Genomic DNA, 26,330 nt, shown 5'->3' with positions numbered 1-26,330 from the left:
AGTAAGATTGTGTGGATGGTCTGCTGTAGGCAGGCCAAAATACCTGTATATGCTCATAACACAGCATCTAATTGCTCTCGTTTTAGTAGTTAGTAACTATTGCTGCAATAAACTTAATCCTTGAGTAAAAAATCGCGGTACCTGAAACTATATCGCCTGTTTTCGCATGCAATACTAGCTTCCTGTCCGGGTTTCTTCTATCAATTGATCAACAATCATTCACTGGCTTAATTACGGCTAATGTTTGGGAGGGCGATTGTGACACAAGCTGAAAACAATAATGAAGAGTCAAAAGTTGAAGCGCTTGATGATGCTGTTGCGATAGCTGCTGATATTTTGGATATTCCGCAAACTGATGTTCACTTAAGCCGTCCATTCATGGATGAGTTGCAAGATGCAGTGAAGATTGATGATAGTGATCGTATTCAGGATTTGCTCGGCGAAATTCATGCCGCTGACGTTGCTGATTTGTTGGAAACCTTACCTTCGAGTAAGCGTGTTAAACTAATTGGCCTGATAGGTGACCAACTCGACCCCGAAGTACTCATTGAGGTTGAAGGTGAGGCACAAGATGACCTCTATGAACATGTTCCCAACGAACAAATTGCAGATGCTGTCACCGAACTGGACACCGATGATGCTGTATACATCATTGAAGAGCTCGACAGGAGTGACCGTGAAGAAGTTCTTGGAGCTTTGGCAACGGATGACCGGGTCGCAATTGAAGAGAACTTAAGTTATCCGGAAGACTCTGCAGGGCGATTGATGCAGCGCGATCTGGTTGCTCTGCCTGAATTCTGGACCGTTGGTCAAACGATTGATTTTTTGCGGTCTGCCGCACCTGATATTCCTGATGATTTTTATGATTTGTTCGTTGTAGACCCATCGCATCACCCTGTTGGTACCTTGCCCCTCTCACGCCTGATGCGTACAAAACGGCCTGTTACTATTGGCGAATTGATGGATGCCGACCCGTTTTTGATTGATGCGAATGCGGATCAGGAAGACGCGGCTTATCAATTTACCAAATATCACTTGATTTCAGCGGGTGTAGTGGACAATAGCGGGCGGTTGGTTGGTGTTATTACCGTTGACGATGTTGTTGACGTCATTGGAGATGAGGCTGAGGAAGACTTGTTGGCGTTGGCAGGTGTCGGTGAAGAATCCGGCCTCAATGAGAATTTCTTCGAGATCACCAAGGGCCGGTTTACATGGCTATTTGTCAATTTAGGGACTGCTATATTAGCGTCTATTGTTATTGGGGCATTCGATGCAACAATTGAACAAATGGTTGCGCTTGCGGTTCTTATGCCGATCGTTGCATCTATGGGAGGCAATGCAGGTACACAAACAATGACTGTTGCGGTGCGTGCGATTGCTACACGCGAAATCAGTTCCACAAATGCATTGCGCGTAATGATGCGTGAGCTTGCTGCAGCCAGCTTAAATGGCGGCGCACTCTCGGTATTATCTGGCGTGGTTGCTTACTTTTGGTTCGGCGATTTTATATTATCAGTAGTGTTCGCCGTTGCCATGATGGTCAATATCTTTGTAGCGGGATTTTCTGGGATGATGATACCGATAACACTTCATAAACTCGAGATTGATCCAGCGATTGCATCCAGTGTTTTTGTGACGACAATCACTGATGTCGTTGGTTTCTTTGGTTTTTTGAGCCTCGCTGCTTATTTTTTGCTTTAGCGGGGAGTGGATAAGACCATAATTATATATGAAGACAGGCCCGATATTACTCGTTGATGATGAACCTATTGTACTGCAGCTACATGCTGCCGCGGTACAGCACTTTGGCTTTGAAGCTATCATTGCAGCGACAGCAGAAGAGGGAATGCAGTATACGCGAGCCTACCAACCAGCCCTAGTTATCACAGATGTACAAATGCCAGGTGAAGGTGGTTTTGACTTTGTTGCTAATCTTGAACGATCGGGATTGAAAACGATGCCGGTGGTATTTTTAACAGGCTATGACGATATTGATATTGTGCGTAGTGGTTTGCGGGCAGGGGGTGATGATTTTATCATCAAAGGCGGCTCTATTGAGAAACTACGTAACCGCATTGCATTTTGGATGGTGGGTGGCTTTACCGAGCTACCAACAGACGTACGTCGACGTGCGTTAACAGCAGCAAATACAGTTACGGGTGATACATTCAGTAACGTAGAAGACCATATGCAGATAAACCCTGATGTACTGCGTCGAATTTCTGCTCGTGTTAGTGACGAACTGGCAGCATTACCGGAAACATTTGGGGAACGATTAGTCGAACGCATATGTTTTCTGGGTCGCTTATCAAAGATAGCTATTGAGGAATCACAGGGATTTGGTGACATGGTACGCTTTCCCGATTATGCGGTGAGTGCTGTTCGCGGCCTCGACATATCGTGGAAAAACGACATTTGGCCGCTTTTTATGAGATTTGACGATTGGGCGTGTGATACACGATTTGTCCTGTCGGGTGTCGAACCACTTAAGCAATTTTTCGACTATGATTGGTACAATAAGGGACTAGATCAATAATATTATTGATGCATTTTGACTTATGAGGATCGGTCAAGGTGTATCAATGTAAAAGGGAGATGGGGATGAAGAACCTGGTTCTTGCGGGCGTGTTTGCGGCCACAATGTCAATGTCAGCAAATGCTGCAGAGACGGTTAATCTAGATGTTATCAATAAAATTCGTGACGAAGGTTTTAATCGTTCACAAGTAATGGAAACACTCCAGCATCTGACCGATGGAATTGGCCCACGACTGACTGGCTCGCCAGCCATGTTGGAAGCTAATAACTGGACGCGTGATAAGTTAACTGAATGGGGCCTTAAAGATGCACGTTTGGAAGGGTTCGAGTTTGGCTATGGCTGGACTGCAGAGCGCTCTGAAATGTTTATGATAGCCCCGCGCCGCACGCAGTTATATGCTTTGCCTTTGACATGGCACCCGGGCACGGACGGCGTTATTGAAGGCGAGGTTGTTCATGCGCCTATAAGGTCAGCGGACGATTTCTCTAAATGGGAAGGTAAACTTTCAGGCAAGATTGTTATGGTACATTCTGTGCCATCTCAGAAACCACCTTCAAATCAGGTTTTCACGCGCCATGACGATAAAGGTTTGGAAAAAATCACTGATTATAATGTGCCGACCGGAGACCCTGAAGCTGGCACAGAAGGTTGGCGTAAATACAAAAGTTTTTTCTATGAACTAGAGCAGTTCCTGGCCAAAGAGGGTGCGATTGCAATGGTGCGCCGCTCGCCGCGCAAAGCAATGTTGATTGAAGCAACATCTTATCAATATAAAGCCGGCAAAAATGCGACAATTCCAGGAATTGGTATGGCATGGGAACATTATTCCCGGATGGCGCGCATGCTTGAAAATGGTGAAACTGTAAGAATGAGCATTGATGTCGATGCTACCTTCTATACGGAAGATACAAAAAGCTATTCCACACTTGCAGACATTCCAGGAAAAGGACGCAGGCCTGAAGTTGTCGTTGCTGGTGCACACCTTGATAGCTGGTTTGTCGGGGATGGTGCGGCAGATGATGGTGCAGGCGTTGCAGTTGTCATGGAAGCTGTTCGTATTCTTAAAGCAATTGGTGTTGAACCAAAGCGAACAATCCGTGTTGGTCTTTGGGGCGGTGAAGAGCAGGGTTATTATGGCTCTCAACAATATGTAATGGACCACCTTGTAGAACGGCCTGAAAACAAAGATGAGAAGCTGCAATACATGGGCTCTTATGAGAAGTACTATGGCCAGTTCCCAATGACACTGAAACCTGAGTATGACCGTTTCTCCGCTTACTTTAATCTAGATAATGGTTCTGGAAAAATTCGCGGTGTATACGGAGAAGGTAACGCCGCCATTGTGCCAATTTTTGAGGAATGGTTAAAACCTTTCCATGATTTGGGCGCTGACACCGTTACGCTTAACTCGACAAGTGGTACTGACCATGAGCCGTTTGATGATATCGGTTTGCCAGGCTTTCAGTTCATTCAGGATCCATTGGATTATGGTAGCCAGTTGCATCATAGCCAAATTGATACCTTTGATCATGTATATGAAGAAGACTTGAAGCAGGCGTCTGTGATTATGGCGGCCTTTATCTACAATGCTGCAATGCGGGATGAAAAGTTACCGCGTAAACCAATGCCAGTAGCGCCGGAAGTGCCGGTTATAGAAGAGTAGCATTAGGTATGCGAGTTATATCGAAGCGCCTTCGGGCGCTTCTTTTGTTTGCGCTGTATAATGTTGCCTACTCAATGGGCATATTGTCCAGTAAGCGAACCTTACCAATGCGTGCAACAGCAACTAAACGCGCTGGCATCGCTAGTTCTTCCATCGGTTTAAGCGTTTCAGGTTCAACCACGGACACATAATCCACGCTTGAGAAACCAGCATCCAGCAATTGTTGAGTGGTTTTGTTTTCCGCTTGCTTTATTGGTTCGCCATCACGGACGGATTTTATCATATTTTTCAGTATGACATTGAGTTGCCCTGCTGTTTTTCGCTCGGTAGCGTTAAGGTATACATTGCGGGAAGATGCAGCGAGGCCGTCAGCTTCACGAATGATTGGGCCACCAATAACATTTACTGGGATATGAAGGTCTTTCACGAACCTTTTGATAACAGCAAGTTGCTGGAAGTCTTTTTCGCCAAAAATAGCAACATTGGGCATACACTGAAGCAGAAGTTTTGAAACAACAGTAGCAACGCCTGCAAAATGGCCCGGACGCTCGGTGCCTTCGAACATTTCTGTTATTTGGTCGACAGTTACAGTTGTAACATCTCCGTTTGGATACATTTCCTCGACAGATGGCGCATAGACAAGCGCAGTGTTTGTTGTTGCCAGTTTTTCCAAGTCAGCTTGTTCGGTCCTTGGGTATTCTGAAAAATCTTCACCTTCACCAAATTGCGTGGGGTTTACAAAAATTGAGACAATGGGTGTATCTACATGCTGTGAAATGACGTCAACAAGTGACAGATGACCATGATGTAATGCACCCATAGTCGGAACCAGTCCTATACTGTGGCCTAAATTCCGTTGGTCCGATATGAATGCGCGCAGTTCCGTTACGGTGCGCACGACAGCAGGTAATGTGCTCATGTTAACGGCTTTGCTGTGTATTGGAGGTTAATTGTGCGTTGTCGAGACCGTCGAGGTCGTTGTAATTAATGATTGATAGAATATCGCCCACATAATCGGCGCCGCGTTCAGAGTAGTCTACCAGAGCGGGGGCAAGAGCGCTGCCTGTCAGCATTAGGCTATGCTTGCGTAGTTCAGCACGTCGATCACGCAACCCTTTATAGCTTTTATGCCTGTTGAGGTTGGTCATGTAGCTACGAACGCTATCAAGTAGATATTCAAACTTCTTGATGCGGTGGGTTTTCCCTTCGTCTCTGGATCGCGGTAAAATGCCTTGAGCATCACCCCAAACCCATTGTCCAAACAGGGCATTGCCTTCTTGCGCGAAATAGCTGGAGCCCCAACCAGACTCCATTGCGGCTTGAGCTAACGCGAGCGAAGGCGGAATCACATCAACTTTCAGCAATAAGCGGTCGATTTCTGCTGTTTTAGCTGGTGTGGATATTTTAACGCGGTAACGCTTCGCCATAGTTTCCAACCAGTTTCGTTGTCGTTTTCCCGCTGCGCCGGTATTTTTGATGCGTGATTTAATTGCGATAAGTCTGCCGCGATCAGCTACTATTAGCTCATTAGCGCGTAAAACCAGTGGTAGCATTGCAGATATAAATATTTGCTTCCGATATTTAGCGTCTTGTATGTCAGGTAAATTCTCAGGCAGTTTTGCAAGGAAGGTACGCGGTACTGCGTCAACTTCTTTCATGTTGTTGCCTAGTAGCTGCGACAAGCGTGGTGTCATCTCTGAGTCGCCGCTTGGCGGATACTGATGAGACAGATAGTTTGGTTTATCAGGAACCAGCGCATCATTTCTTGACTGGCTTAATAAATGACGCGCGGCACCAATTGGTATGATTGCCAAGAGCGCTATAAGCAGCAGAAAGCCTGTATATTGACGAATTTGATCTCGCACTCTTTTGCTTACTCCGTTGATACGAATTGGTATCTAGTTAGTAACAGCACTATACAAGCAAGTTCTTGCTATATCGTTGCACTTACAAGCAACGTTATTTTCTTTTATATCTGACTATTATATTTGTGTGCAATGGCGTATGACCATCCCGCAGCTCTTCAGGGTATGAAACAAGCTCCAAGTGTTGCATAAAGTAATCGTATTTCGTTTTGTGGAGTTTCAGTGTGCCCAACGGCGACGTTAAGGTAGAAAACACGATTCCAGATCGTCCTTATTTAATTGTTCTAGGTAATGAAAAGGGTGGTTCTGGAAAATCAACAACCGCGATGCACATCGTGGTATCGTTACTGAGTGAAGGTTATAAGGTTGGCACAATTGACTTGGATGCCCGGCAGAAAAGTTTAACGCGCTATATCGAAAATAGACGGAAATATTGTGCAGATAGAGGCAGTGACTTGCCTTTGCCGCAAGAACTTGTTGTGCCCCGGTCTGAATTGCGATCAGCAGATGCTGCAGAGGCGGACGAAAAACAACGCTTTGAAGAGGCTTATTTGAAGCTTGCGGGCAATGTCGATGTTGTAGTGATTGATTGTCCCGGCAGTGATACATACCTATCGAGATTAGCGCATACAGCTGCAGATACCTTGGTGACGCCTGTAAATGATAGTTTTGTTGACCTTGATTTGCTCGCACGGACTGATCCGGTAACATATAAAGTGCAGGGCCCAAGCCTTTATGCTGAAATGGTCTGGAAAGCACGCCAGCGCCGCGCGATGGCGGATGGTGGTAAAATTGATTGGGTTGTGCTCAGAAATCGTGTTGGAACACTTCACGCAAAAAACAAAGAACGTGTTGAGGCTGTGTTATCGGAGCTCGGCAATCGTATCGGTTTGCGGTACATTCCAGGCCTTGGTGAACGTGTTGTCTACAGGGAATTGTTCTTGCGTGGCCTGACATTGATTGATTTAAAACACGAAGGCGGATTGGACGGTAAAGGTCTGTCCATGTCTAACGTTGCAGCGAGGCAGGAATTGCGAGCATTGATAAATGCTTTACAGTTGCCTTTTCGCAGCAAAGGGGAAGGCAACGCATGATCGGTTATCTCTTTATAGGCCTGTTGCTCGCGGGTCTGTTACTTTTACTTCTCAATTGGTGGGCAAATGCTGATGTTAAATCGGCAAAAAGCGGGCTTCTTTGGGGTATTGTTGGCGTATGCGTCGTCTTGGCTATGCTCTTGTTGGCAACTGGTCGCGGCCTTTTTGCCATATTTCCGGCAGCTTTTGCTGCGTTTAGAATGTTTGGCCCGTCAATTTTAGGGCGTGTTTTAGGTAATATAAGTAATAACGGGCAATCGCCAACGCGCGGCAACAAATCCATGTCCAAAAGCGAAGCCCTTGAAGTTCTTGGTCTTGATGAGGGTGCCGACAAGGAAACCGTTAATGCGGCTTACCGCCGATTGATGGGGCAGGTTCATCCTGATAAAGGCGGTTCCGATTGGATGGCTGCAAAGCTGAATGATGCCCGTAAAACGCTTCTCGGCGAATAGTTTCTTATATTGTTAGCATCAAGCGCCTGACATATTGACAATGTGTCATGGTTACTCATTTATATTGATCTATAAACGCCACCAAATTCACGCACGTTAGAGGTAGTTATGTCTGCACACGCTTTTCACCCCACAGTTTTACGCGAATATGATGTACGTGGGATCGTTGATGAAACAATTTCTGCCGCAGATGCTCGCGCTCTAGGGCGCGCGTTTGGCACGGCTGTTAAGCGTGAAGGTGGATCGCGTATTACGGTTGGCTACGATGGTCGGTTATCTTCACCGGACCTGTCAGATGCATTGATCGAAGGTGTTCTTAGCACTGGTGTCGATGTTGACGCTATTGGTCTAGGCCCAACGCCGATGCTTTATTATTCGGTCTTTGAACTGGATGCTGATGGCGGTGTGATGATCACTGGTTCTCATAACCCACCAAACTACAATGGCTTCAAGATGATGATTGGTAAAAAGCCATGTTTTGGAGAAAAAATCCAAATGCTTGGCAGTTTAGCTGCTGAGGGTGATTTTGAAGTTGGCGAAGGTACGCTTACACAGATTGATATTTTTGATCGCTATATTGACCGTTTGGCACGTGACATTGATTGTAACGCATACAAAGTTGTTTGGGATCCAGCAAACGGTGCAGCAGGCCCAGCTGTTGAGGCGCTTATTAAACGATTGCCCGGTGAACATATCGTTATTAACGCCGAGATTGATGGTACTTTCCCCAATCATCATGCAGACCCTACAGTGGAGGCGAACCTTGAGCAGTTGAAAGTAGCCGTTGCTAAGCATAATGCTGATGTTGGTTTTTCCTTCGACGGCGACGGTGATCGTATTGGCGCTATCGATACGCATGGTCGTGTTGTGTGGGGTGATCAGATGCTCGCTATAATGGCAGGCGATTTGTTGAAGGTATTGCCTGGCGCGCCGATTATTGCGGATGTTAAGGCAAGCCAAGTACTATTTGACCGTATTGCAGAACTTGGTGGTAAGCCGGTTATGTGGAAGACGGGGCATTCCCTTATTAAGGCCAAAATGGTTGAGTTAGAGTCTCCATTAGCGGGAGAAATGTCAGGGCATATCTTCTACAAGCATAATTTTTACGGATTTGATGATGCCATATACGCGGGTATTCGTTTTTTGAACGCGGTATCGACACAGGGCGGCGATTTGGCTGCGCTTAAAGATGGTTTGCCGCATGCTATTAATACGCCTGAACTCAGGTTTGATTGCGATGAAATGCGCAAGTTTGACGTTGTTGATGAGGTAAAGGCGCGGTTAGAAGCTGCCGGTGCCAACATGTCGACAGTAGACGGTGTGCGTGTCCAAACTGAGGATGGCTGGTGGTTGTTGCGTGCCTCCAATACGCAAGCCGTCCTGGTTGCACGCTGTGAAGCTGCAACCGAGGAAGGACTTTCGCGTTTGAAAACTGCACTCACAGAAGCGCTTGCTGGCTCCGGTATTGAAGCACCTGCAGACCTGTAAGCATATTAACATTATGCTCACGTTTTGGTAAGATTATACGAAGATGGCATTTTTGCCCTTTTAGTCGCTGAAATACGTATTACATTACAAGTGAATGTGTTTTGGAGGTTTAATGTCTGACAAAGACAAGAATGATGATGACAAGGGAACGGGAACGGGGCTGCTAACGCGCCCTGAAACCAAAACCAAGAAACCATCAATGTATAAAGTATTGTTGTTGAATGATGACTTCACACCGATGGAGTTTGTCATTCACATCCTGCAGCGCTTTTTCCGCATGACCGTGGAGCAGGCAACAGATGTTATGTTGCATGTGCACCAAAAGGGCGTAGGTGTGTGCGGCGTTTTCACATTTGAAGTTGCAGAGACCAAAGTTAATCAAGTGATGTCTTTTGCAAAGCAGCATGAACATCCGCTGCAATGTACGTTGGAAAAAGAATAGATCAGGTATCAATGGAATTGCGACTTGGTTCTATAACTTGCACATGCAAGACTTCAAATATGACCACTACGAAATAAGGAAGCCGTTTTGCCTAGCTTTTCACCGCATCTTGAAGAAACACTGCACCGCGCTCTAAAAGAAGCAAACACGCGTTCGCATGAGTACGCAACGCTTGAGCACTTATTGCTATCCCTTCTTGATGACCCTGAAGCACTAGCCGTAATGCATGCTTGTGATGTTGATCTTGATGAACTGCGTGAACAGATAACCGAGTATCTCGACAACGAGATGGAAAGCCTTGCTGTTGACGGTGAAGGTATTGAAGCCACGCCTACAGCGGGCTTTCAGCGTGTTGTGCAGCGTGCCTTGTTGCATGTCCAATCATCAGGTCGTGAGGAAATGACAGGAGCAAACCTTTTGGTTGCCTTGTTCTCGGAGCGGGAAAGCCATGCCGTTTACTTCTTGCAAAGTCAGGATATGACACGGCTGGATGCGGTTAGCTACATTTCTCATGGTATTGCAAAAGTGCCTGAACTTGGTGAGGCCAAACGAGTTGAAGGTGCTGATGAAGCCGCTGACGACCTGGAGGGTTCGGAAGACGAACCATCGTCCAAGAAAAACAAAGCGCTTGACGCTTATTGTGTCAATCTGAATGAGAAAGCACAATCAGGTAGTATTGACCCGCTAATTGGCCGTGCCGATGAGCTAGAGCGTACGGTTCAGATTTTATGCAGACGCTCCAAGAATAATCCATTGTTGGTTGGAGACCCGGGTGTTGGTAAAACTGCTATTGCAGAAGGCCTTGCTCGACGAATTGTTGAGAATGATGTGCCGGATGTGTTAGCGCCAGCCGTTATTTATTCACTGGATATGGGAGCTTTGCTTGCCGGAACACGCTACCGCGGTGACTTTGAAGAACGCTTGAAAGGCGTCATCAAAGAAATTGAGAGAATTGATCAAGCCATTCTTTTCATTGATGAAATACATACGGTAATTGGGGCAGGTGCCACATCAGGCGGTGCGATGGATGCATCTAACCTGTTAAAGCCAGCGCTTGCTAATGGCTCCCTGCGGTGCATGGGGTCGACAACCTATAAAGAGTTTCGAAGCCATTTTGAAAAAGACCGTGCTTTACTGCGACGCTTCCAGAAAATTGATGTCAATGAGCCAACCGTACCTGACACCGTTAAAATTCTGAAAGGGCTTAAGCCATATTATGAGGAACATCATAATGTGCGCTACACTCACGATGCAATTAAGACGGCAGTTGAGCTTTCAGACCGTTACATCACCGATCGAAAATTGCCTGATAAAGCGATTGATGTGATTGATGAAACGGGTGCGGCTCAGATGCTGCTACCTGCGTCCAAGCGTAAAAAAACGATTAGTGTTAAAGATGTTGAAGCTGTTGTAGCAAAAATTGCACGTATACCGCCTAAAACAGTAACACGCGATGAAAGCCGTGTAATGTTCACGCTGGAGGATGACCTTAAGCGTGTCGTGTTTGGGCAAGATAAAGCAATTGAAGCGCTGTCTGCATCTATCAAATTGTCACGTGCAGGCTTGCGTGAACCTAACAAACCCATCGGTTCATATCTTTTTGCTGGCCCTACGGGTGTCGGCAAAACTGAGGTAGCACGTCAGCTTTCAGGGTTGCTCGGCGTGGAGTTGCACAGGTTTGATATGTCTGAGTATATGGAGCGCCACGCGATTTCTCGCCTTATCGGTGCACCACCAGGTTATGTTGGCTTTGACCAAGGTGGCTTGCTGACTGATGCCGTGGATCAGCACCCACACTGCGTTTTATTGCTGGATGAAATTGAGAAAGCACACCCTGATCTATTCAATGTTTTGTTGCAAGTTATGGATAACGGTACACTGACGGACCATAACGGTAAGAAAATTGATTTCCGGAATGTCATTTTAATTATGACAACAAACGCTGGGGCAAAGGACTTGTCTAAATCCGCGATTGGCTTTGGGCGCAGCACGAACGAGCATGCTAGCGATGACGCTATCAAGCAGATGTTCAGCCCAGAGTTCAGAAACCGTTTAGATTCAGTAGTGAACTTTGGTTTCTTGCCGCCAGAAGTGGTGGCGATGGTTGTGGAAAAGTTTGTTTTGCAGCTTGAGTTACAATTGGTTGATCGCGGTGTCGAAATCTCACTTGATGAGGCAGCAAAAGCATGGCTCGCTGAAAAAGGGTATGACCGTGCCTTTGGTGCACGACCATTGTCTCGCGTTATTCAGGAAAATATTAAAACACCGCTTGCAGACGAGCTTTTGTTCGGAAAATTGGCCAAAGGTGGTGAAGTTATTGTTAAATTGAAAGATGATAAACTTGCTTTCGAGATAACGCCGCATGCACCTAAAGCGGCAACAAAATCTGAAGCGGTTGGTAAGCTTAAGACAAAAGCATCTGTTAAAAAGAAAACAGTGAAGGCGTCTGTACCAACAACTAAAAAATGACGATACTCCAGTAACATTATTTGGATGGTTGGAGTGTAAATAATGCAGATAATTACTGATAGATTGATACTGCGTACTTGGCGAGATGAAGATCGTCAGGCATTTACAGAAATCAACACTGACCCAGACGTTATGCGCTATTTTCCGGCTCTACAGCCAGCAAGTGTCAGTAACGCAAGCGTTGATAAACGTATAGCGCATCAAGAGAAGCATGGGGTATGTTTCTGGGCCGCAGAGTTAATTGAAAGCCATGAATTTGTTGGCTTTATTGGCATGGAATACGTACACGAAGATATTCCTTACGCTGGTTCTCTGGAAATTGGTTGGCGTTTAGCTAAAGAATACTGGGGAAGAGGGCTAGCGCCTGAAGGAGCTCGTGCATGTCTTGCTTATGCTTTCTCAGCGCTAAAAGCAAAGCATGTTGTTTCGTTTACAACAGAAAACAATCTTTCATCACGCCGTGTCATGGAAAAAATTGGCATGGTTCATGAGCCACAACATGACTTTGATCACCCAGAGGTGCCGGATGATAGTTCACTGAAGCGACATGTTTTATATCGCATTAAACCAGACTCACTGTTTTTGGCTTAGGTGTCTTTTTTGAATGGTGTTTTGGTGCTCAAATAATTGATTTCACCAGCAATACCTTCGCGTTCTTGTTCGAGGAAATGAGCTACCGCAGTCTGAAAACTGTCATTTTGAATGTAATGAGCGCTGAATGTACGCACTGGTTCATATCCGCGTGCAAGTTTGTGCGCTCCTTGTGCGCCTGCTTCTACATGCCTTAATTTATGTTTAATAGCGTATTCAATGGCGCGGTAATAGCATGTTTCGAAGTGTAGGTACGGATGATCTTCTATGCAGCCCCATTGGCGTCCATAAATTGTATCTGGTCCGAGGAAGTTTAGCGCGCCTGCAATGTAGCGGTCAGCGCGTTTGCATAGGAAAAGAACAATTTTATCAGGCATTGCTTTGCCAATTGCGCTGAAAAAAGAGCGCGTAAGATATGGCTGACCCCATTTGCGCGCGCCAGTATCAATGTAGAATTCGTAGAATGCATCCCAGTGAGCTTCATTGATTTCCTGGCCTGTAATGGTTTCAATCTGGATGTCCGTTTCATGTACGGTACGGCGTTCTTTTTTTATTTGTTTTCGCTTGCGCGAGGAAAGCTGAGCAAGGAATGATTCAAATGATTCATAATCTCGATTGTACCAATGGAATTGTTGGTCGTGTCTTATGAGGAAACCGTTTTGTTCTGCAGTTATTGCTTCATCTTCAGGAACAAATGTTAAGTGCGCCGATGATAGGCCAAGCTTCTGCGTTATTTGTTGTAGCCCACCTAAAAGGGCGGACTTAAGTGCCTCATGGTGTTCTGGTGCGCAATTATTATTGATCAGTAGCCGTTGTCCTGTTGCCGGTGTGAAAGGGGCACAGGATTGCAATTTAGGATAATATTGACCACCAGCTCTTTCATATGCATCCGCCCAGCCATGGTCGAAGACATATTCGCCGTAAGAATGCCCTTTCAAATACATAGGCATGCATGCTGCGATTGTTGCGTCAACGGTTTCGCTGCTGCGTATGATCATGTGGTACGGGGACCAACCTGTACTGTCTCCAACACTGTTAGATTGCTCAAGTGCATGTAAAAAAGCATATGAGGTAAACGGGTTATGCGTTGTGTTGCACATATCCCATTCTGAAGCGGTTATTTCTTCGAGTGATTGCACAAAAGAAATATGCAAGTTCTCAAGTGCTATCACGTATTTTCCTGTATTTTATACGTCTGAAGATAAAGCATTAATACAGCCTATTCTCCCACGACAGCTGGTGCTTCAAATATCAATGCATCAGCATGATCTCTAGCAATTTTTTCCAATTGTTTGTCTTTGACCGTCCATGTCAGCAATGGTTTGCCGCGTTTACGCCAGCGAGAACAGAGACCATTCGGTAGAAGGTTTATATCACAAGCAAGAAAATCTGGTTTTAGCCGACCTAGCCATAATGTTAATGCGGTACGATTGCGCCAGCTTAAAAGTGATTCCCTTCCTACTACCAGGCCACGCGGATAGTTAGGCATATAAGCCTTGAACCATGAAATAACGCGGGGATCAAAGCTCATTACAGCGATTTCACCTCTATATCCTTCAAAGCAATGACGCACGCCAGCACACAACACTTGGATATCTGTCTTTTTTGATGTTTTGATTTCTACAAAAATGGGTGCTTTTGTATCAACAATTTCCATTACATCAGGTAGACTTGGCATTGGTTTGCCAGAATTACCAATGAGAAACTTTTGCATTTGAGCAAAGCCAAGTTTGTCAACTTCGCCATTACCATCAGTCATGCGGTCAAGTGTTTCATCGTGGAAGGCGACGATAATGCCGTCCACGGTAGCACGGACATCAACTTCTACGGCAAAACCGGCTTCAATCGCAGCACTTACTGCGGCGAGAGTGTTTTCTTCTCTGGCAGTGCCTGCTTGATGTAGCCCTCTGTGTGCAATGTTTTTTTTGGTTAACCATCCAAAGGTACGGTCACCAATTGCCTTATCTATTTGCCCCATCAGTTATTCCAACTCAATGAAGGCATCAATCTCAACGGGCACATTGAGCGGTAAACTGCTGACGCCGACAGCGGATCTGCTATGGCGACCTTTGTCGCCAAATACTTCAACCATCAGATCACTTGCGGCATTAATAACAATAGGCTGTTGCCCAAATCCGTTTTTGGAGCTTACAAAACCACCTAATTTAACGATGCGCTTAACTTTGTTGAGGTCACCGCCACATGCGGCATTCATTTGCGCTATCAGGTTGATGCCGCATAAGCGTGCAGCAGCGCATGCATCGTCCATACTGACATCGTCCCCAACAGTACCAGTGTAAGCTGGCTTTCCGTCTACAAAGGGCACTTGCCCGGATATACTCACCATATTACCAAAGATGACGAAAGGAACATAGTTGGCAACTGGCGCAACAGGTTCCGGTAACTTGATACCAAGCTCAGCAAGGCGTTTTTCAACTGACATAATATTCCCTAAACACAATACCCCTAGAAAGGATATACCAAAGCAGCATGTAATAAAAAAGAGGCTATAAGCCCCTTTTCATTTGGTGTGTCTTTGGTATCACAATATGTATTAGGCAGAGCGTAACTCATGCTGTCGATTTTGTTTATCTTCATACATTGATTTATCAGCGTTTTCGATCAAAAGAGCAGGGTCGCTCTTACCGTCAAATTCAGTTGTGCCTACAGAACAGTTCACTTCTATGTGTTTGCCTGCGTAGTTCACGATACTACCATTAATATCGTTCTGTAGTTTCAGAATACGCTTTTGCCCTAGCTCAGCAGAACAACGTGTTAACACAACCGCAAATTCATCACCGGCAATGCGCGCAACAATGTCAGTTGGACGCACATCTGCTTTCAACCTTTTAGCGACAAAGCGAAGAACAGCATCTCCAGCCATGTGCCCATTAAGGTCGTTAATTTCTTTGAAGCGATCAAGGTCAATAAACCCGAGAACGCCTGTTTCGCGGTGCCTGGCTGCGGCAGCTAGTGTTTGACCAAGTGACAATCTTAAACCGCGGCGGTTTGGAATGCCGGTCAATTCATCTGTAACTGATAATTGCTCAAGGTAGGAAATACGTTCCTGCTGCTCACACATGCGTTGCTCTGCGGCGGCTGCGTAACTCAAGACTTCAGTGATGAGTTGCCAACCATTACTATCGAACTTCATTTCTGCATCAGCTGCTGTTCGCATCAGTTTGCCGGCTAGTGTACTAACGTATGGGTTGATGTCAGCTTTGGTACTCTTAATACCTTGAGTCTGTTCAATCATTTGGGGGCTCCGTCCACTGTTATTCAGAGTGAAGTAGCAAGTCGTATGCCACTTTCAGATGTGATTTGCTGTGTAAAGCGCTTGATTTCTGAAGCTGCTTTGTCGGAAAAATTTGCCGGTAGGCAATTATGCTAGGCTTTTTTTGCCGCCTTTTTGGTTTCAGCAGTTTTTCCCTGAGGTTTTAATGTGCGCCCTTTGTGAACCGAGTGGAGGCCGTACCGACCTTTAAGCTTGTCCATGGCTTTTTCCGCATTTGCGCGTTTAGTCCGTTTTGGTTCAATAAGGTCCGGTTGATCGGCTTCGGTTAAAGGGCGAAATTGGCTAACCCCCATGCCTATTAGTCGATACGGTGTTCCATCGATCATTGGCCGCAACAAATCCTGCCCGACCTCAAAGATTGTCTCGGCCAATTGTGTCGGTGATTCTAGAGTGCGGGAACGTGTAATAATACGGTGCATGCTGGTCTTCAGCTTCAATGTCAGTGTTATGCCAGCCATGTTTTTACGTTTCAAATCAGCTGATACATTCTCTGCGAGTGACCATAATTTATCCTCCAATTCTGGATAATTTGCTAAATCGCGCTCCAGTGTACGCTCGCTTGAGATACTCTTAGCCTTTCCTGATGATGTTACTGACCTAACATCAATCCCGCGTGATAAACGAAATAAACGTTGCCCGATTTCACCGTAACGTCGCATCAGTGTGGCTTCGTCCATGCTTTGTAGTTGGTGGATTTCCGTTAGTCCGTCTTTGCGTAATTTTTCGGCTGCTTTTTTCCCGATACCATATATGCGAGTTATAGGCAGTGCGCCGAGGGTTTCATGCATGTCATGTTCACCAATGACTTTAAAGCCGCGAGGCTTTTCCCAATCAGAAGCTAGTTTTGCAAGAAACTTATTAGGCGCCAAGCCAACGGAAATTGTTACGCCGATGTCCTTTTCAATATCGTTTGCGAGCATCGCGAGCATTGCTGCAGGTGAGTGACCATGTAAGCGCTGGGTTCCGCTTAGGTCAAGGAAGGCTTCATCAATGGAAAGAGGTTCTACAAGAGGGGTTAAAGCTTCAAACTTTGCCCGGATATCTCTGCTTACACTTTGATATAGGCGCATATTTGGGCGCAGAATAACAGCATCTGGACATAGCTTTTTAGCTTTATACATCGGCATGGCTGATCGTACGCCGCTCATGCGTGCAATATAACATGCAGTGGATACAACGCCTCTGTGTTCCCCGCCGATGATAAGCGGTTTGTTGGAAAGTGTTGGGTCTTCCTTTTTTTCAACAGAAGCGTAAAAAGAATCGCAGTCTACGTGGGCTATCGACAAATCCAGAAGCTCAGAATGACTGACTAATCGTGAGCGCCCGCAGTTGTGACAGCCACGCAGCTTTGCTTCTGCGCTCAGTTCAAAAACTGAAGCGCAGGTACGACACAGCGTTGTTTTGGGTATGTTGGCGTTATCAACCATATTGCCGCTCTTACAGACGAAGATTTATTATCCATAATACTGTGATCGCGCATTATTTGATATAGTCAATCAAATGCGCTTTTAGCTCGCGCCAATCATCAATTCGAACATGGGCATCTGGTGCTTTGTTAATGAGTTTAGCGAGCCGTGGATCGCCCACAAAATGAACAAGATACGTATCTGGTGCATGTGTCGCGACCGAGCTTAGTTGTGGCGGAAGGTCATCAACAAAAACAATGGTTTGTGACGTTTCTTGCTGTATTTTTTTTATGGTTGGGCCTTTACCGCCACTGTTGGCGATAACAGGATAATTGAAGCCATGAGAATGTAAATTGTTTTGGCGTCTTACGCGGTGCTTGTGAGGTATATTAGTCAAGACTGCAATTTGAAAAACAGTAGATAATTGCTGTAATGCCTCTGCGGCGTGGTCAATTGCCGGCACCGTATCTACGTGTTTGTCAAAAAAAGATGCAATAAGATATTTTACTGTTTCCTGATCAGCCGCTGCCTGGTTTTCTATCTCCCGAATGTTTCCGGCTAGCTGAAAGGTCTCTAGGTTCAATACATAGCCTTCAGACTCAAGATGAAGTTCAAGGTGCTGAATAAATTTTAATAATACTTCGTCAGCATCAACCAACAAAATAGGACGATGTGGTGAAAAATCAGGGAGGGTAACTTCAGTGTCTTCGGTCATTGCAATAATTTACCAGTCTTGCCCAACGCCGCCACCAAGAGCACGCCATGCGCCAGTGACAGATTCTGGTGCTATGTCTTCATTCTCGGCAAAAGCAATAAGATCAGGTTCAAAGTTAACAAAAAACTCCAGAACGCTTATTAAAAACACTCTGTCCTGCACGGCGTTTTTGATCATGCTTTCATCTATGCCTGAAAGAGTCATGAAGCGATCTCTTAGTTCATCATTCTGAACAATGAATGCAACAGCTTTCAGGGCAAGAATTTCTGCTGTTTCATCGGACATAATGATGGTTCCTAATGGAAATATAAGCTTGGCTAATTTCTTAAATGAATACAAACAGATATAATTGTGAGTATGCTATGGGTAAATGCAATAGTTTGTTAGGTATTTTCTGCTTTAGTGCACTGTGTAGGCTTGTGTTTGTAAGCAAAGCGAGACTATTATTTGCATGGGGGTACGTTTAGTGTTCTTGAATTTGGGAGTGGGTGAGTTCCATGGCTAAGAAAATTCTAATTGTCGAAGACAATGAATTGAATATGAAATTATTTTGCGACCTGCTTGAAGCTCATGATTATGAGACAATTCAAACAAGAGATGGCATGGCCGCTCTTGATCTTGCACGTAGCCATCAGCCCGATTTAATTCTCATGGATATTCAATTACCTGAAGTTTCAGGCCTTGAAGTTACCAAGTGGTTGAAAGAAGATGAAGACTTGCAAAAGATACCGGTTATTGCCGTAACAGCGTTTGCAATGAAAGGCGATGAGGAAAAAATCCGCGAAGGCGGTTGTGAGGCCTATATCGCTAAACCAATTTCTGTCGGGCACTTTCTGGAAACCGTGAAACAATTTGCAGGATAATGCACGATGACAGCACGCGTGCTTGTTGTAGATGATGTTCCACCGAACGTTAAGTTACTAGAAGCCAAGCTTACAAGTGAATATTTTGATGTCCTGACAGCTTACAGCGGTCCGGAGGCGTTAGATATTATTAGCCGCGAGCACCCAGATATTATTCTACTTGATGTCATGATGCCGGGCATGGACGGTTTTGAGGTATGCAAGCGTATTAAGGCTGACCCTACTACAGCGCATATCCCTGTTGTTATGGTGACAGCACTTGATCAACCATCAGATCGTGTTGCTGGACTAGAAGCGGGTGCAGACGATTTTCTGACGAAACCGGTTCAAGACTTAGCGATGTTCGCACGTGTCCGCTCCCTTGTGCGTCTGAAAGTGATGATGGATGAGTTGCGTAACCGCAAAACAACCGGCGCGTCACTGGGTTGGGATGAAGAAGAGGGGGTGGCATTTGATGTAACTGCTCCTATTGATGGTTCGATTCTTATTGTTGATGAGCAAGAACGTGTTTTTGAACGTATAGCCAAAGCTCTTGAGGGTGTCGGACAGCTGGAGTTTATCCCTGGCGGTGATGATGCTGCGGAAAAAGCGAGAGAGAAGAACTTTGACCTGATTATTGTTTCTCTCACTATGCGCGACACTGATGGTCTTCGTGTGTGTTCCAAGCTTCGATCTTTCGAAGAAACGCGCCATGTACCGATTTTGGTTATGGTAGATGACGGTAATACCAAACTATTGGTCCGTGCGTTGGAGATGGGTGTTAATGACTATGTGGTTCGCCCCGTGGATAAGCTTGAATTTTTGGCGCGGGTTAAGACACAGCTAAAGCGCAAGCGGTATGCGGATAAATTATGGGAAAACTTCCATTTATCAATGCAGCTTGCCACAACTGATGCTGTAACGGGGCTTTATAACCGGCACTATTTGACCAGTCATTTGGACACACGTATGCAAACTGCTCAGAGCCAAGGTAAAGCTTTGTCGGTTCTAATGATGGATATTGATCACTTTAAGCATGTGAACGATACATATGGTCACGCTGCTGGTGACCTTGTTTTAAAAGAGTTTGCTAGTCGAATCGGTCGTAATATCCGCGGTGTTGATTTAGCTGCTCGGTATGGCGGTGAGGAATTTGTGGTCATGATGCCTGAAACGCCAACAGATTGGGCTACAATGATTGGGGATCGTTTACGTCAGGAAATGAGTGACAACCCGTTTGACGTTGGTCTGGCTGAGGGGCCTATAACGGTAACTGTCTCTATTGGAGTGGCGACAAGCAAAGATGGTCAAACACCGGGGCAGCTCATCAATGAAGCAGATAAAGCACTTTATGAAGCAAAAGCTGGCGGTCGCAATAAAGTAGTTATTGCTTCTTAATCAAGGTACTTTGTTGTTATTAAACATAAAAAACGCCGCATCCAGTTTGGAGGCGGCGTTTTTTTGATCAGATCAAGAATGCAAGATTATTTAATCTTGGCTTCCTTGAAATCTACGTGCTTGCGAACAACAGGGTCATACTTACGCTTGACCATTTTCTCAGTCAGAGTACGTGGATTCTTTTTAGTTACATAGTAATAACCAGTATCCGCTGTGCTCACGAGCTTGATCTTGATGCTGGACGGCTTTGCCATCTTACTTACTCCAAGAGAATAATTATTCAGACCGCGTCGCGCAGTCACATTGAGCGCGCAAAATACCCATGACTGCGCGTAAGTCAAGCATGTTTGTTGAATCTTAAAAAAATTATTGAGAAATCGGTTTTGCTAACTCTCAGGTAACTATTTGTATGGCATCACTAAGCTTTATCTCGTGCAGTAAGTAGAAAGCTAAAACATAATGATGCAATCGGATTTGTTAGATGAGTTACGTACCGAAGCAATTGACACTGCGGAAGACCGCCTCAGAAATATCCAGGAAGTGACGCAATGTTATACGCAAGGTACAGTAAACGCTGCTGATGCTTTATCGACGTTGCGTTTAGAGGCACATTCCTTAAAGAGTGTAGCCGCGTCATTTGAAATGAAAGCATTGAAGGTTATGTGTCACCGTTTTGAAGATTATTTCTTCAATGTGACAGACCTCAGCGAAAGCATCTGCCGTGATATTCAGTTTTTTGCAGACCGAATGGCTGAGTGCCTTGAGGCATTTGTGTACGGTAAAGATATTGATGTATCTAAACTGATGCGGAAACTGCCAAATAAGGCAGGCTTTGAAGTTGCAGATATTACAGTTGCCAATATTGAAGTTATGTTGGTGATGGCACCAGGAACAGCCACCAAGATTGTGACGAGAGAGTTGCTGGAATGCGGCTATCGGATGGTAAATGTTGCAAGCACGATGGATGCGTTTCAACTCATACCGTCCATGCAGCCTGATGCTGTAATTATTTCCCGTGTGATGCCTGAACTATCCGGTATAGACCTTGCTTGTGCTTTAAGTGCGATGCCTGCAACGAAAAGTATCCCCGTTGCTTTGTTGGCGACCGAGAATGGCGATATCAAAGATTTGCCCAAAACAGTGCCAGTGCTTCGCAAAGGTGCAAATTTTGCTGATGATGTTGCGGATGTATTTATGGAGCTTGGAATTTTATAGAGGAGCAATCTGTATTTATCGTCGCTTGCGATTGCCTCGGTTTCTTTGTTCAGCCCGTTTCCGCTGATGATACTTTTTTTGCTGTCCGTGGCCAGGTCTTGTTCCGTCGTCGATCAATTCAAGTCTCAAGCCACCAGTAAACTTGTTCGCCTCGGTCAAGCGAACGTCCAGTTTGTCACCTAGCTTGAATTCTTCGCCGAAGCGTTCGCCGACCAAGCGGTGGTGATCTTCGTCGTGCGTGTAATAATCATTGCCTATTTCTGAAATGGGGATCAGGCCGTCACCGCCGGATGGTTCAAGTTCAACAAATAGCCCAAACCGTGTTACGCCAGTGATGCGACCAATGAATTGATCGCCAACATGATCAGCAAGATACGCGGCCATATAGCGATCTGTTGATTCGCGTTCGGCAGCCATTGCTCGTCTTTCTGTGTTGGATATCTGCTCACCAATAGCATTAAGCTCTTCAATTTCAGGTGCTGTTAGTCCATCATCGCCGAGCCCAAGCGCCTTTATGAGACCACGATGCACCAACAAATCTGCATAGCGTCGAATTGGTGATGTAAAGTGAGCGTACTTGGGCAAAGCAAGGCCAAAATGCCCCTGATTGTCTGGTGAATAGTATGCTTGCGTTTGCGAACGCAATACAACTTGGTTAACCATTTGTTCGTGAGCTGTTTCCCGCACTTTGGAGAGAATGCCGTTGAAGAGGCGAGGCATCATTACTGCGCCCTTGGTTAACTTCATATCAAGAGTAGATAAAAATTCACGCAGGTTTTCGAGCTTGTCGAGCGGCGGTTCCTCATGTACCCGGTACATAGCAGGCACTCGTTTTCGTTCCAGCTCTTCTGCAGCAGCAACATTAGCCGCAATCATAAACTCTTCAACGATGCGGTGTGTATCCAGGCGTTCGCGTAGCACAATGCCTTTAACAAAACCTTCTTTGCTGAGTTCTATTTTTCTTTCAGGTAGATCAAGTTCCAATGGTTCCCGCTTATCACGCGCTGCCATCAATGCTTTGAATGTACCAAGTAGGGGGGCAAGCACAGGTTTAAGTAATGGCTCTGTCATTTCGTCTGGCAGGCCATCTAGTGCTGCCTGAGCCTGTGCGTAGTTAATATTGGCATGACTATTCATAAGCCCGCGTACAAATTTATGCCTAATCTTGTTTCCGTAAGCGTCAAACCACATGTGAACAGCCATGCAGGCGCGGTCTTTTCCGGGTTGTAGGCTACACAGTCCTGCTGATAATGCCTCTGGCAACATTGGCACGACACGGTCCGGGAAATAGCAGCTATTGCCGCGTTTTATTGCTTCGCGGTCCAATGCACTGCCTGATTGTACGTAGTGAGCGACATCAGCAATAGCAACAATTGCATGCCAGCCATCTTTGTTCTTTGGGTCAGAGTCAGGCTCGGCCCATATTGCATCATCATGGTCGCGAGCATCAACAGGGTCTATGGTGATGAGTGGTATACTTCTCAGATCATCCCGGTTGCTTAGGTCAACGGGTTTTGCCTGATCAGCACTTTTTAGTACATCATTTGGAAAGTCCATGGGTATGTCATGCGCATGAATTGCGATCATACTGATTGAACGTGCAGCACTGACGTCGCCAAGGGCTTCTCTGACACGTGCCCGTTTGGGCCCTGAAGAACGTCTACGATTAAGAACTGGCTCAGCTGTAACGAGCTCGCCATCAACAGCGCCGCGCACATCCTCTTTATCTACCCAGTATTCATCACGATTTTTCTTGTCTACAGGGTGAATGCGACCACCGTTTTCACCGCCTTTGAAGACACCAAGAATACCGCGAGGCGCAGGCTTTAAAACTTTAAGAATTTGAGCGCGGTAAACCGGCGGATCATTCTTTATCGGAATGAGCTTTGCTAAAGCGCGTTCACCAGCGCCGATCGCTGGCCCTTTTTTGCGTTTATCAGAACTCAGAAATATTTTTGGTGCAGGACCGCTGCCATCCCATTTCACTGGCCGGACAAGCACGTCGCCGTGTGTGTCAACACCGGCATACTCAACGACCTGAACAGCAGATAGCTGTTCTGCTGGCCTTAAAGAGCGAGATGCATCTTGGGCAATAATTCCGTCGTTCAGCATTTCGCGCAGCAGTTTTTTTAGCAGAACTTTATCCTGCCCGCGAATTTGAAATGCGCGTGCAATTTCGCGTTTAGTAGCTTTTGAACGGGCATCTTTCAGAAATCCAAGAATATCATCCTTGGTCGGAAAATGGTCGAGCGTGTTTTTATTTACCACAGACCGTGTGTCCTGATTTGTAAGATAAGAAGGCGCTATGACGCTTTCTTTTTCCGTTTTGCTGGTTTTTTCTTAGCAGGTTTCTTTTTGGAAGCTTTAGCTGCAAGCCATTCAAGCGCTTGTTCAAGTGTTACACTTTCAGGCTCTGTATCTTTTGGCAAGGTTGCATTGACACGTTTGTGGTTCACATAAGGGCCATAGCGACCATCCAGAACACGTATGGGGCCATCTTCTTCAGGGTGCTCACCCAGGTCCTTCAATACCGTTTTGGCTGCTCCGCCTTTTTTAGCTGCAGTGTCAGCTAAAATGGCTACTGCCCGGTTTAAACCGACACTAAACACTTCTTCAGTGGAACTTAGTTTTCCATACACTCCGTCATGTAATACATATGGACCATAACGCCCAATCGCGGCAGTTATTGGTTTGCTTGTTTCAGGGTGTGTACCAACTTCGCGCGGCAATGACAAAAGAGCGATAGCCATTTCAAGGTCAATCGAGCCCTTGTCAACGTCTTTAGGTATTGTCGCTCGTTTAGGTTTTTCGCCTTTTTCTGCCTCACCAATTTGAATATAAGCACCGAAGCGACCTGTACGAACACTAATATCAGCACCTGTTTCCGGGTCTGGGCCTAGTATAGTTGGTCCACCATTGCCATCTTCACCAGCCTCATCTGACTTTTGTCCAAACGGCCTTGTGTGTTTACATTCAGGATAATTAGAACAGCCGACAAAAGCGCCGTAACGGCTGGTTTTTAGACCCAAGCGGCCATCTTCACAGGCTGGGCATTTGCGCGGGTTTTCGCCTTCCTTTTCGACGGCGAACAGCATTGGCTCAAGAAATTCATCCAACGCATCAATAACAACAGCATTGCGTACGCCAATAATCTCTTCTGTCTTGGGCTTAAATTCACTCCAGAAATCATGCAGTACTTTTTTCCAATTTTCTTTCCCAGCGGATATAAAATCCAGTTTTTCTTCCAGATTTGCTGTGAAATCATACTGAACATACCGGTCAAAGAATTTCTCTAGGAAAGCTGTAACCAGCCGCCCTTTATCTTCCGGTACAAAACGATTGCGGTCCATGTGAACATAGTTTCGTTCGCGTAGTACCGTTAGAATAGAGGCATATGTCGATGGACGACCAATTCCTAGTTCTTCCATCCTTTTAACAAGGCTCGCTTCAGTGAAACGAGGTTGTGGTTCGGTAAAGTGCTGTTTAGGCAATACTTCGTTAAGTGTAACAGTTTCACCTTCATTCATCTTAGGTAGCAACGTCTCCGCTTCGTCAGCTTCGTCGTCTTTGCCTTCCTGATAAACGGATAAAAAGCCATCAAATGTAACGACGGTTCCCGTTGCTCGCAGTTCTGCGCGTTTGTCGGCTGAATTGATTGTTACAGTTGTACGCTCCATTTGCGCACTTTCCATTTGGCTTGCGATTGTGCGTCGCCAAATCAATTCATAAAGCTTCAGTTCATCTTTATCCAGTGCATGCGCAACGTCCGTTGGGCGGCGCATTGGGTCTGTTGGACGTACAGCTTCGTGAGCTTCCTGTGCATTCTTGGCTTTAGTTTTATAAACTCGAGGTTTTTCCGGTAGGAATTGCGCGCCGTAACGGCTCTCGATCATGCCCCGTGTTGCATTGAGTGCTTCCTGAGCAATCGTAACACCGTCTGTCCGCATATATGTAATAAGACCAGTTGTTTCACCGTCCAGCGTTTTACCTTCATAAAGGCTTTGGGCCACCCGCATTGTCCGATTGGCAGGGAAACCCAATTTACGTGCTGCTTCTTGTTGCAATGTAGAGGTTGTAAATGGCGGTTGTGGGTGTCTGCGTGCCGGTTTGCGCTCAACAGCTTGCACCGTTAAGGGTTCACTGCGAACAAGGGCTGCAGCCGCAGTTGCGGTTTCTTCGTTGTTTAGGTCGTATTTAGCCAGCTTTTTACCGTCTGTCGCGAAAAGCCGACCATTAAAGGCTTTGCCTGATTGCGCTTTTAGAGCCGCTTCAACAGACCAATATTCTTGAGGGGTAAATTCTTCAATTTCTGACTCGCGGTTACATATAAGCCTTAGCGCCACTGATTGAACGCGGCCAGCAGACCGTGCGCCGGGCAACTTGCGCCACAGCACAGGTGAAAGTGTAAACCCAACTAAATAATCAAGGGCTCGGCGCGCTAAATAGGCATTAACCATTTCATCATCAAGCGCTCTTGGTTCAGCCATTGCTTTCAAGATTGCAGATTTGGTTATTTCATTGAAAACGACACGTTTGACGTCGACGTCTTTTAGAGCTTTCTTCTTGGCAAGCACTTCAAGTACGTGCCAGCTAATAGCTTCCCCTTCACGGTCAGGGTCAGTTGCCAGATACAAACGATCCGCACCTTTTACAGCTTTGGCGATTTCGGTTAAACGCTTGTTTGAGTCGCGATCAACTTCCCAATCCATCGCAAAATCTTCATCAGGCTTCACTGAACCATCTTTTGCAGGCAAATCACGAACGTGACCAAAACTGGCTAAGACATTGTAATCTTTACCAAGATATTTGTTGATTGTTTTCGCTTTGGATGGTGATTCTACGATAACGACGTTCATAC

Annotated in this window: 24 protein-coding genes; 12 read left to right on the top strand and 12 right to left on the bottom strand. The window is 45.8% G+C overall.

The window, feature by feature from the left end; all coding sequences use genetic code 11:
• Positions 1-258: 258 nt before the first annotated feature.
• The 3 genes from mgtE to OEU88_RS12820 all read left to right on the top strand — a co-directional run bounded on the left by mgtE (position 259) and on the right by OEU88_RS12820 (position 4,200).
• Entirely contained in the window at positions 259-1,701 is a 1,443-nt protein-coding gene (gene mgtE, locus OEU88_RS12830) for a magnesium transporter (protein WP_262695588.1), read from the top strand.
• A 28-nt stretch (positions 1,702-1,729) separates the two neighbouring features.
• Positions 1,730-2,536 carry a response regulator gene (locus tag OEU88_RS12825; protein WP_262695587.1) on the top strand — a complete coding sequence of 269 codons (807 nt, stop codon included), beginning with the start codon at positions 1,730-1,732 and terminating at the stop codon, positions 2,534-2,536.
• A gap of 65 nt (positions 2,537-2,601) precedes the next feature.
• Complete coding sequence (locus tag OEU88_RS12820; RefSeq protein WP_262695586.1) at positions 2,602-4,200, top strand: M20/M25/M40 family metallo-hydrolase; 1,599 nt, start codon at positions 2,602-2,604, stop codon at positions 4,198-4,200.
• A gap of 67 nt (positions 4,201-4,267) precedes the next feature.
• Here the strand turns inward: OEU88_RS12820 and panC are convergent, their stop codons facing one another.
• Both panC and OEU88_RS12810 read right to left on the bottom strand, forming a co-directional pair.
• Positions 4,268-5,119, bottom strand: coding sequence for a pantoate--beta-alanine ligase (gene panC / locus OEU88_RS12815; RefSeq protein WP_262695585.1), 852 nt, complete (start codon positions 5,117-5,119; stop codon positions 4,268-4,270).
• A 1-nt stretch (position 5,120) separates the two neighbouring features.
• The gene (locus OEU88_RS12810) at positions 5,121-6,065 is read right to left on the bottom strand and encodes a glucosaminidase domain-containing protein (protein ID WP_262695584.1); all 945 of its coding nucleotides are present in this window, start codon (positions 6,063-6,065) and stop codon (positions 5,121-5,123) included.
• 224 nt (positions 6,066-6,289) lie between these two features.
• Between OEU88_RS12810 and OEU88_RS12805 the strand changes: the two genes are divergently transcribed.
• The 6 genes from OEU88_RS12805 (at position 6,290) to OEU88_RS12780 (ending at position 12,601) form a co-directional block, all read left to right on the top strand.
• Positions 6,290-7,159 carry a division plane positioning ATPase MipZ gene (locus OEU88_RS12805; RefSeq protein WP_262695583.1) on the top strand — a complete coding sequence of 290 codons (870 nt, stop codon included), beginning with the start codon at positions 6,290-6,292 and terminating at the stop codon, positions 7,157-7,159.
• Positions 7,156-7,611 carry a DnaJ domain-containing protein gene (locus OEU88_RS12800; protein ID WP_262695582.1) on the top strand — a complete coding sequence of 152 codons (456 nt, stop codon included), beginning with the start codon at positions 7,156-7,158 and terminating at the stop codon, positions 7,609-7,611. Before OEU88_RS12805 ends, OEU88_RS12800 begins: the two co-directional genes overlap by 4 nt.
• A gap of 108 nt (positions 7,612-7,719) precedes the next feature.
• The gene (gene pgmG / locus OEU88_RS12795) at positions 7,720-9,099 is read left to right on the top strand and encodes a phosphoglucomutase/phosphomannomutase PgmG (RefSeq protein ID WP_262695581.1); all 1,380 of its coding nucleotides are present in this window, start codon (positions 7,720-7,722) and stop codon (positions 9,097-9,099) included.
• Positions 9,100-9,211: 112 nt separating this feature from the next.
• Positions 9,212-9,541: an ATP-dependent Clp protease adapter ClpS gene (clpS, locus tag OEU88_RS12790; RefSeq protein ID WP_262695579.1), complete on the top strand. Its 330-nt coding sequence runs from the start codon at positions 9,212-9,214 to the stop codon at positions 9,539-9,541.
• 87 nt (positions 9,542-9,628) lie between these two features.
• On the top strand, positions 9,629-12,010 hold the full coding sequence (gene clpA / locus OEU88_RS12785) for an ATP-dependent Clp protease ATP-binding subunit ClpA (protein ID WP_262695578.1): 2,382 nt from the start codon (positions 9,629-9,631) through the stop codon (positions 12,008-12,010).
• 42 nt (positions 12,011-12,052) lie between these two features.
• Positions 12,053-12,601 (top strand): GNAT family N-acetyltransferase, encoded by a 549-nt coding sequence (locus OEU88_RS12780; RefSeq protein ID WP_262695577.1) that lies wholly within the window; start codon positions 12,053-12,055, stop codon positions 12,599-12,601.
• Here the strand turns inward: OEU88_RS12780 and OEU88_RS12775 are convergent.
• From OEU88_RS12775 to OEU88_RS12745, 7 genes are all read right to left on the bottom strand, one after another.
• A complete protein-coding gene (locus OEU88_RS12775) occupies positions 12,598-13,773 on the bottom strand; it encodes a GNAT family N-acetyltransferase (RefSeq protein ID WP_262695576.1) in 1,176 nt (391 codons plus the stop codon). The two genes, OEU88_RS12780 and OEU88_RS12775, sit on opposite strands and share 4 nt — an antisense overlap.
• A 47-nt stretch (positions 13,774-13,820) precedes the next feature.
• The gene (locus tag OEU88_RS12770; protein ID WP_262695574.1) at positions 13,821-14,579 is read right to left on the bottom strand and encodes a glycerophosphodiester phosphodiesterase family protein; all 759 of its coding nucleotides are present in this window, start codon (positions 14,577-14,579) and stop codon (positions 13,821-13,823) included.
• A 3-nt stretch (positions 14,580-14,582) separates the two neighbouring features.
• A complete protein-coding gene (locus OEU88_RS12765) occupies positions 14,583-15,044 on the bottom strand; it encodes a RidA family protein (protein WP_262695573.1) in 462 nt (153 codons plus the stop codon).
• Positions 15,045-15,155: 111 nt separating this feature from the next.
• Entirely contained in the window at positions 15,156-15,857 is a 702-nt protein-coding gene (locus OEU88_RS12760) for a GGDEF domain-containing protein (protein ID WP_262695572.1), read from the bottom strand.
• Positions 15,858-15,988: 131 nt separating this feature from the next.
• Positions 15,989-17,323, bottom strand: a complete 1,335-nt coding sequence (locus OEU88_RS12755; protein ID WP_262695571.1) for a DNA polymerase IV — start codon at positions 17,321-17,323, stop codon at positions 15,989-15,991.
• A 52-nt stretch (positions 17,324-17,375) separates the two neighbouring features.
• Positions 17,376-18,017, bottom strand: coding sequence for a hypothetical protein (locus tag OEU88_RS12750; RefSeq protein ID WP_262695569.1), 642 nt, complete (start codon positions 18,015-18,017; stop codon positions 17,376-17,378).
• Positions 18,018-18,026: 9 nt separating this feature from the next.
• Entirely contained in the window at positions 18,027-18,302 is a 276-nt protein-coding gene (locus OEU88_RS12745) for a DUF3572 domain-containing protein (RefSeq protein WP_262695567.1), read from the bottom strand.
• 212 nt (positions 18,303-18,514) lie between these two features.
• On the opposite strand from OEU88_RS12745, the gene OEU88_RS12740 reads away from it, so the two are divergent.
• A complete protein-coding gene (locus tag OEU88_RS12740) occupies positions 18,515-18,880 on the top strand; it encodes a response regulator (RefSeq protein WP_262695566.1) in 366 nt (121 codons plus the stop codon).
• 6 nt (positions 18,881-18,886) lie between these two features.
• Positions 18,887-20,257, top strand: a complete 1,371-nt coding sequence (locus OEU88_RS12735; protein WP_262695565.1) for a PleD family two-component system response regulator — start codon at positions 18,887-18,889, stop codon at positions 20,255-20,257.
• Between the two features lie 86 nt (positions 20,258-20,343).
• On the opposite strand, the gene rpmG is transcribed toward OEU88_RS12735, so the two are convergent.
• A complete protein-coding gene (gene rpmG, locus OEU88_RS12730; RefSeq protein WP_262695563.1) occupies positions 20,344-20,511 on the bottom strand; it encodes a 50S ribosomal protein L33 in 168 nt (55 codons plus the stop codon).
• 205 nt (positions 20,512-20,716) lie between these two features.
• On the opposite strand from rpmG, the gene OEU88_RS12725 reads away from it, so the two are divergent.
• Positions 20,717-21,472, top strand: a complete 756-nt coding sequence (locus OEU88_RS12725; protein WP_262695562.1) for an Hpt domain-containing protein — start codon at positions 20,717-20,719, stop codon at positions 21,470-21,472.
• 15 nt (positions 21,473-21,487) lie between these two features.
• On the opposite strand, the gene rnr is transcribed toward OEU88_RS12725, so the two are convergent.
• Both rnr and topA read right to left on the bottom strand, forming a co-directional pair.
• Complete coding sequence (gene rnr / locus OEU88_RS12720) at positions 21,488-23,740, bottom strand: ribonuclease R (protein ID WP_262695561.1); 2,253 nt, start codon at positions 23,738-23,740, stop codon at positions 21,488-21,490.
• Between the two features lie 35 nt (positions 23,741-23,775).
• Positions 23,776-26,328, bottom strand: coding sequence for a type I DNA topoisomerase (topA, locus tag OEU88_RS12715; protein ID WP_262695560.1), 2,553 nt, complete (start codon positions 26,326-26,328; stop codon positions 23,776-23,778).
• Positions 26,329-26,330 lie beyond the last annotated feature (2 nt).

Source organism: Kordiimonas aquimaris, from assembly GCF_025574485.1.
Taxonomy (GTDB): domain Bacteria; phylum Pseudomonadota; class Alphaproteobacteria; order Sphingomonadales; family Kordiimonadaceae; genus Kordiimonas; species Kordiimonas aquimaris.
This window is presented reverse-complemented; position numbering and strand designations above follow the sequence as displayed.

What these genes read in the sequence shown, in the direction of transcription:
- pgmG (WP_262695581.1), top strand. Translation starts at nt 7,720, where the DNA reads ATGTCTGCACACGCTTTTCACCCCACAGTTTTACGCGAATATGATGTA.
- OEU88_RS12735 (WP_262695565.1), top strand. Translation starts at nt 18,887, where the DNA reads ATGACAGCACGCGTGCTTGTTGTAGATGATGTTCCACCGAACGTTAAG.
- topA (WP_262695560.1), bottom strand. Translation starts at nt 26,328, where the DNA reads ATGAACGTCGTTATCGTAGAATCACCATCCAAAGCGAAAACAATCAAC.
- OEU88_RS12740 (WP_262695566.1), top strand. Translation starts at nt 18,515, where the DNA reads ATGGCTAAGAAAATTCTAATTGTCGAAGACAATGAATTGAATATGAAA.
- OEU88_RS12800 (WP_262695582.1), top strand. Translation starts at nt 7,156, where the DNA reads ATGATCGGTTATCTCTTTATAGGCCTGTTGCTCGCGGGTCTGTTACTT.
- rpmG (WP_262695563.1), bottom strand. Translation starts at nt 20,511, where the DNA reads ATGGCAAAGCCGTCCAGCATCAAGATCAAGCTCGTGAGCACAGCGGAT.
- OEU88_RS12760 (WP_262695572.1), bottom strand. Translation starts at nt 15,857, where the DNA reads ATGATTGAACAGACTCAAGGTATTAAGAGTACCAAAGCTGACATCAAC.
- clpS (WP_262695579.1), top strand. Translation starts at nt 9,212, where the DNA reads ATGTCTGACAAAGACAAGAATGATGATGACAAGGGAACGGGAACGGGG.
- OEU88_RS12750 (WP_262695569.1), bottom strand. Translation starts at nt 18,017, where the DNA reads ATGACCGAAGACACTGAAGTTACCCTCCCTGATTTTTCACCACATCGT.
- OEU88_RS12820 (WP_262695586.1), top strand. Translation starts at nt 2,602, where the DNA reads ATGAAGAACCTGGTTCTTGCGGGCGTGTTTGCGGCCACAATGTCAATG.
- OEU88_RS12725 (WP_262695562.1), top strand. Translation starts at nt 20,717, where the DNA reads ATGATGCAATCGGATTTGTTAGATGAGTTACGTACCGAAGCAATTGAC.
- panC (WP_262695585.1), bottom strand. Translation starts at nt 5,119, where the DNA reads ATGAGCACATTACCTGCTGTCGTGCGCACCGTAACGGAACTGCGCGCA.
- OEU88_RS12825 (WP_262695587.1), top strand. Translation starts at nt 1,730, where the DNA reads ATGAAGACAGGCCCGATATTACTCGTTGATGATGAACCTATTGTACTG.
- OEU88_RS12745 (WP_262695567.1), bottom strand. Translation starts at nt 18,302, where the DNA reads ATGTCCGATGAAACAGCAGAAATTCTTGCCCTGAAAGCTGTTGCATTC.
- OEU88_RS12780 (WP_262695577.1), top strand. Translation starts at nt 12,053, where the DNA reads ATGCAGATAATTACTGATAGATTGATACTGCGTACTTGGCGAGATGAA.
- OEU88_RS12770 (WP_262695574.1), bottom strand. Translation starts at nt 14,579, where the DNA reads ATGGGGCAAATAGATAAGGCAATTGGTGACCGTACCTTTGGATGGTTA.
- OEU88_RS12765 (WP_262695573.1), bottom strand. Translation starts at nt 15,044, where the DNA reads ATGTCAGTTGAAAAACGCCTTGCTGAGCTTGGTATCAAGTTACCGGAA.
- OEU88_RS12755 (WP_262695571.1), bottom strand. Translation starts at nt 17,323, where the DNA reads ATGGTTGATAACGCCAACATACCCAAAACAACGCTGTGTCGTACCTGC.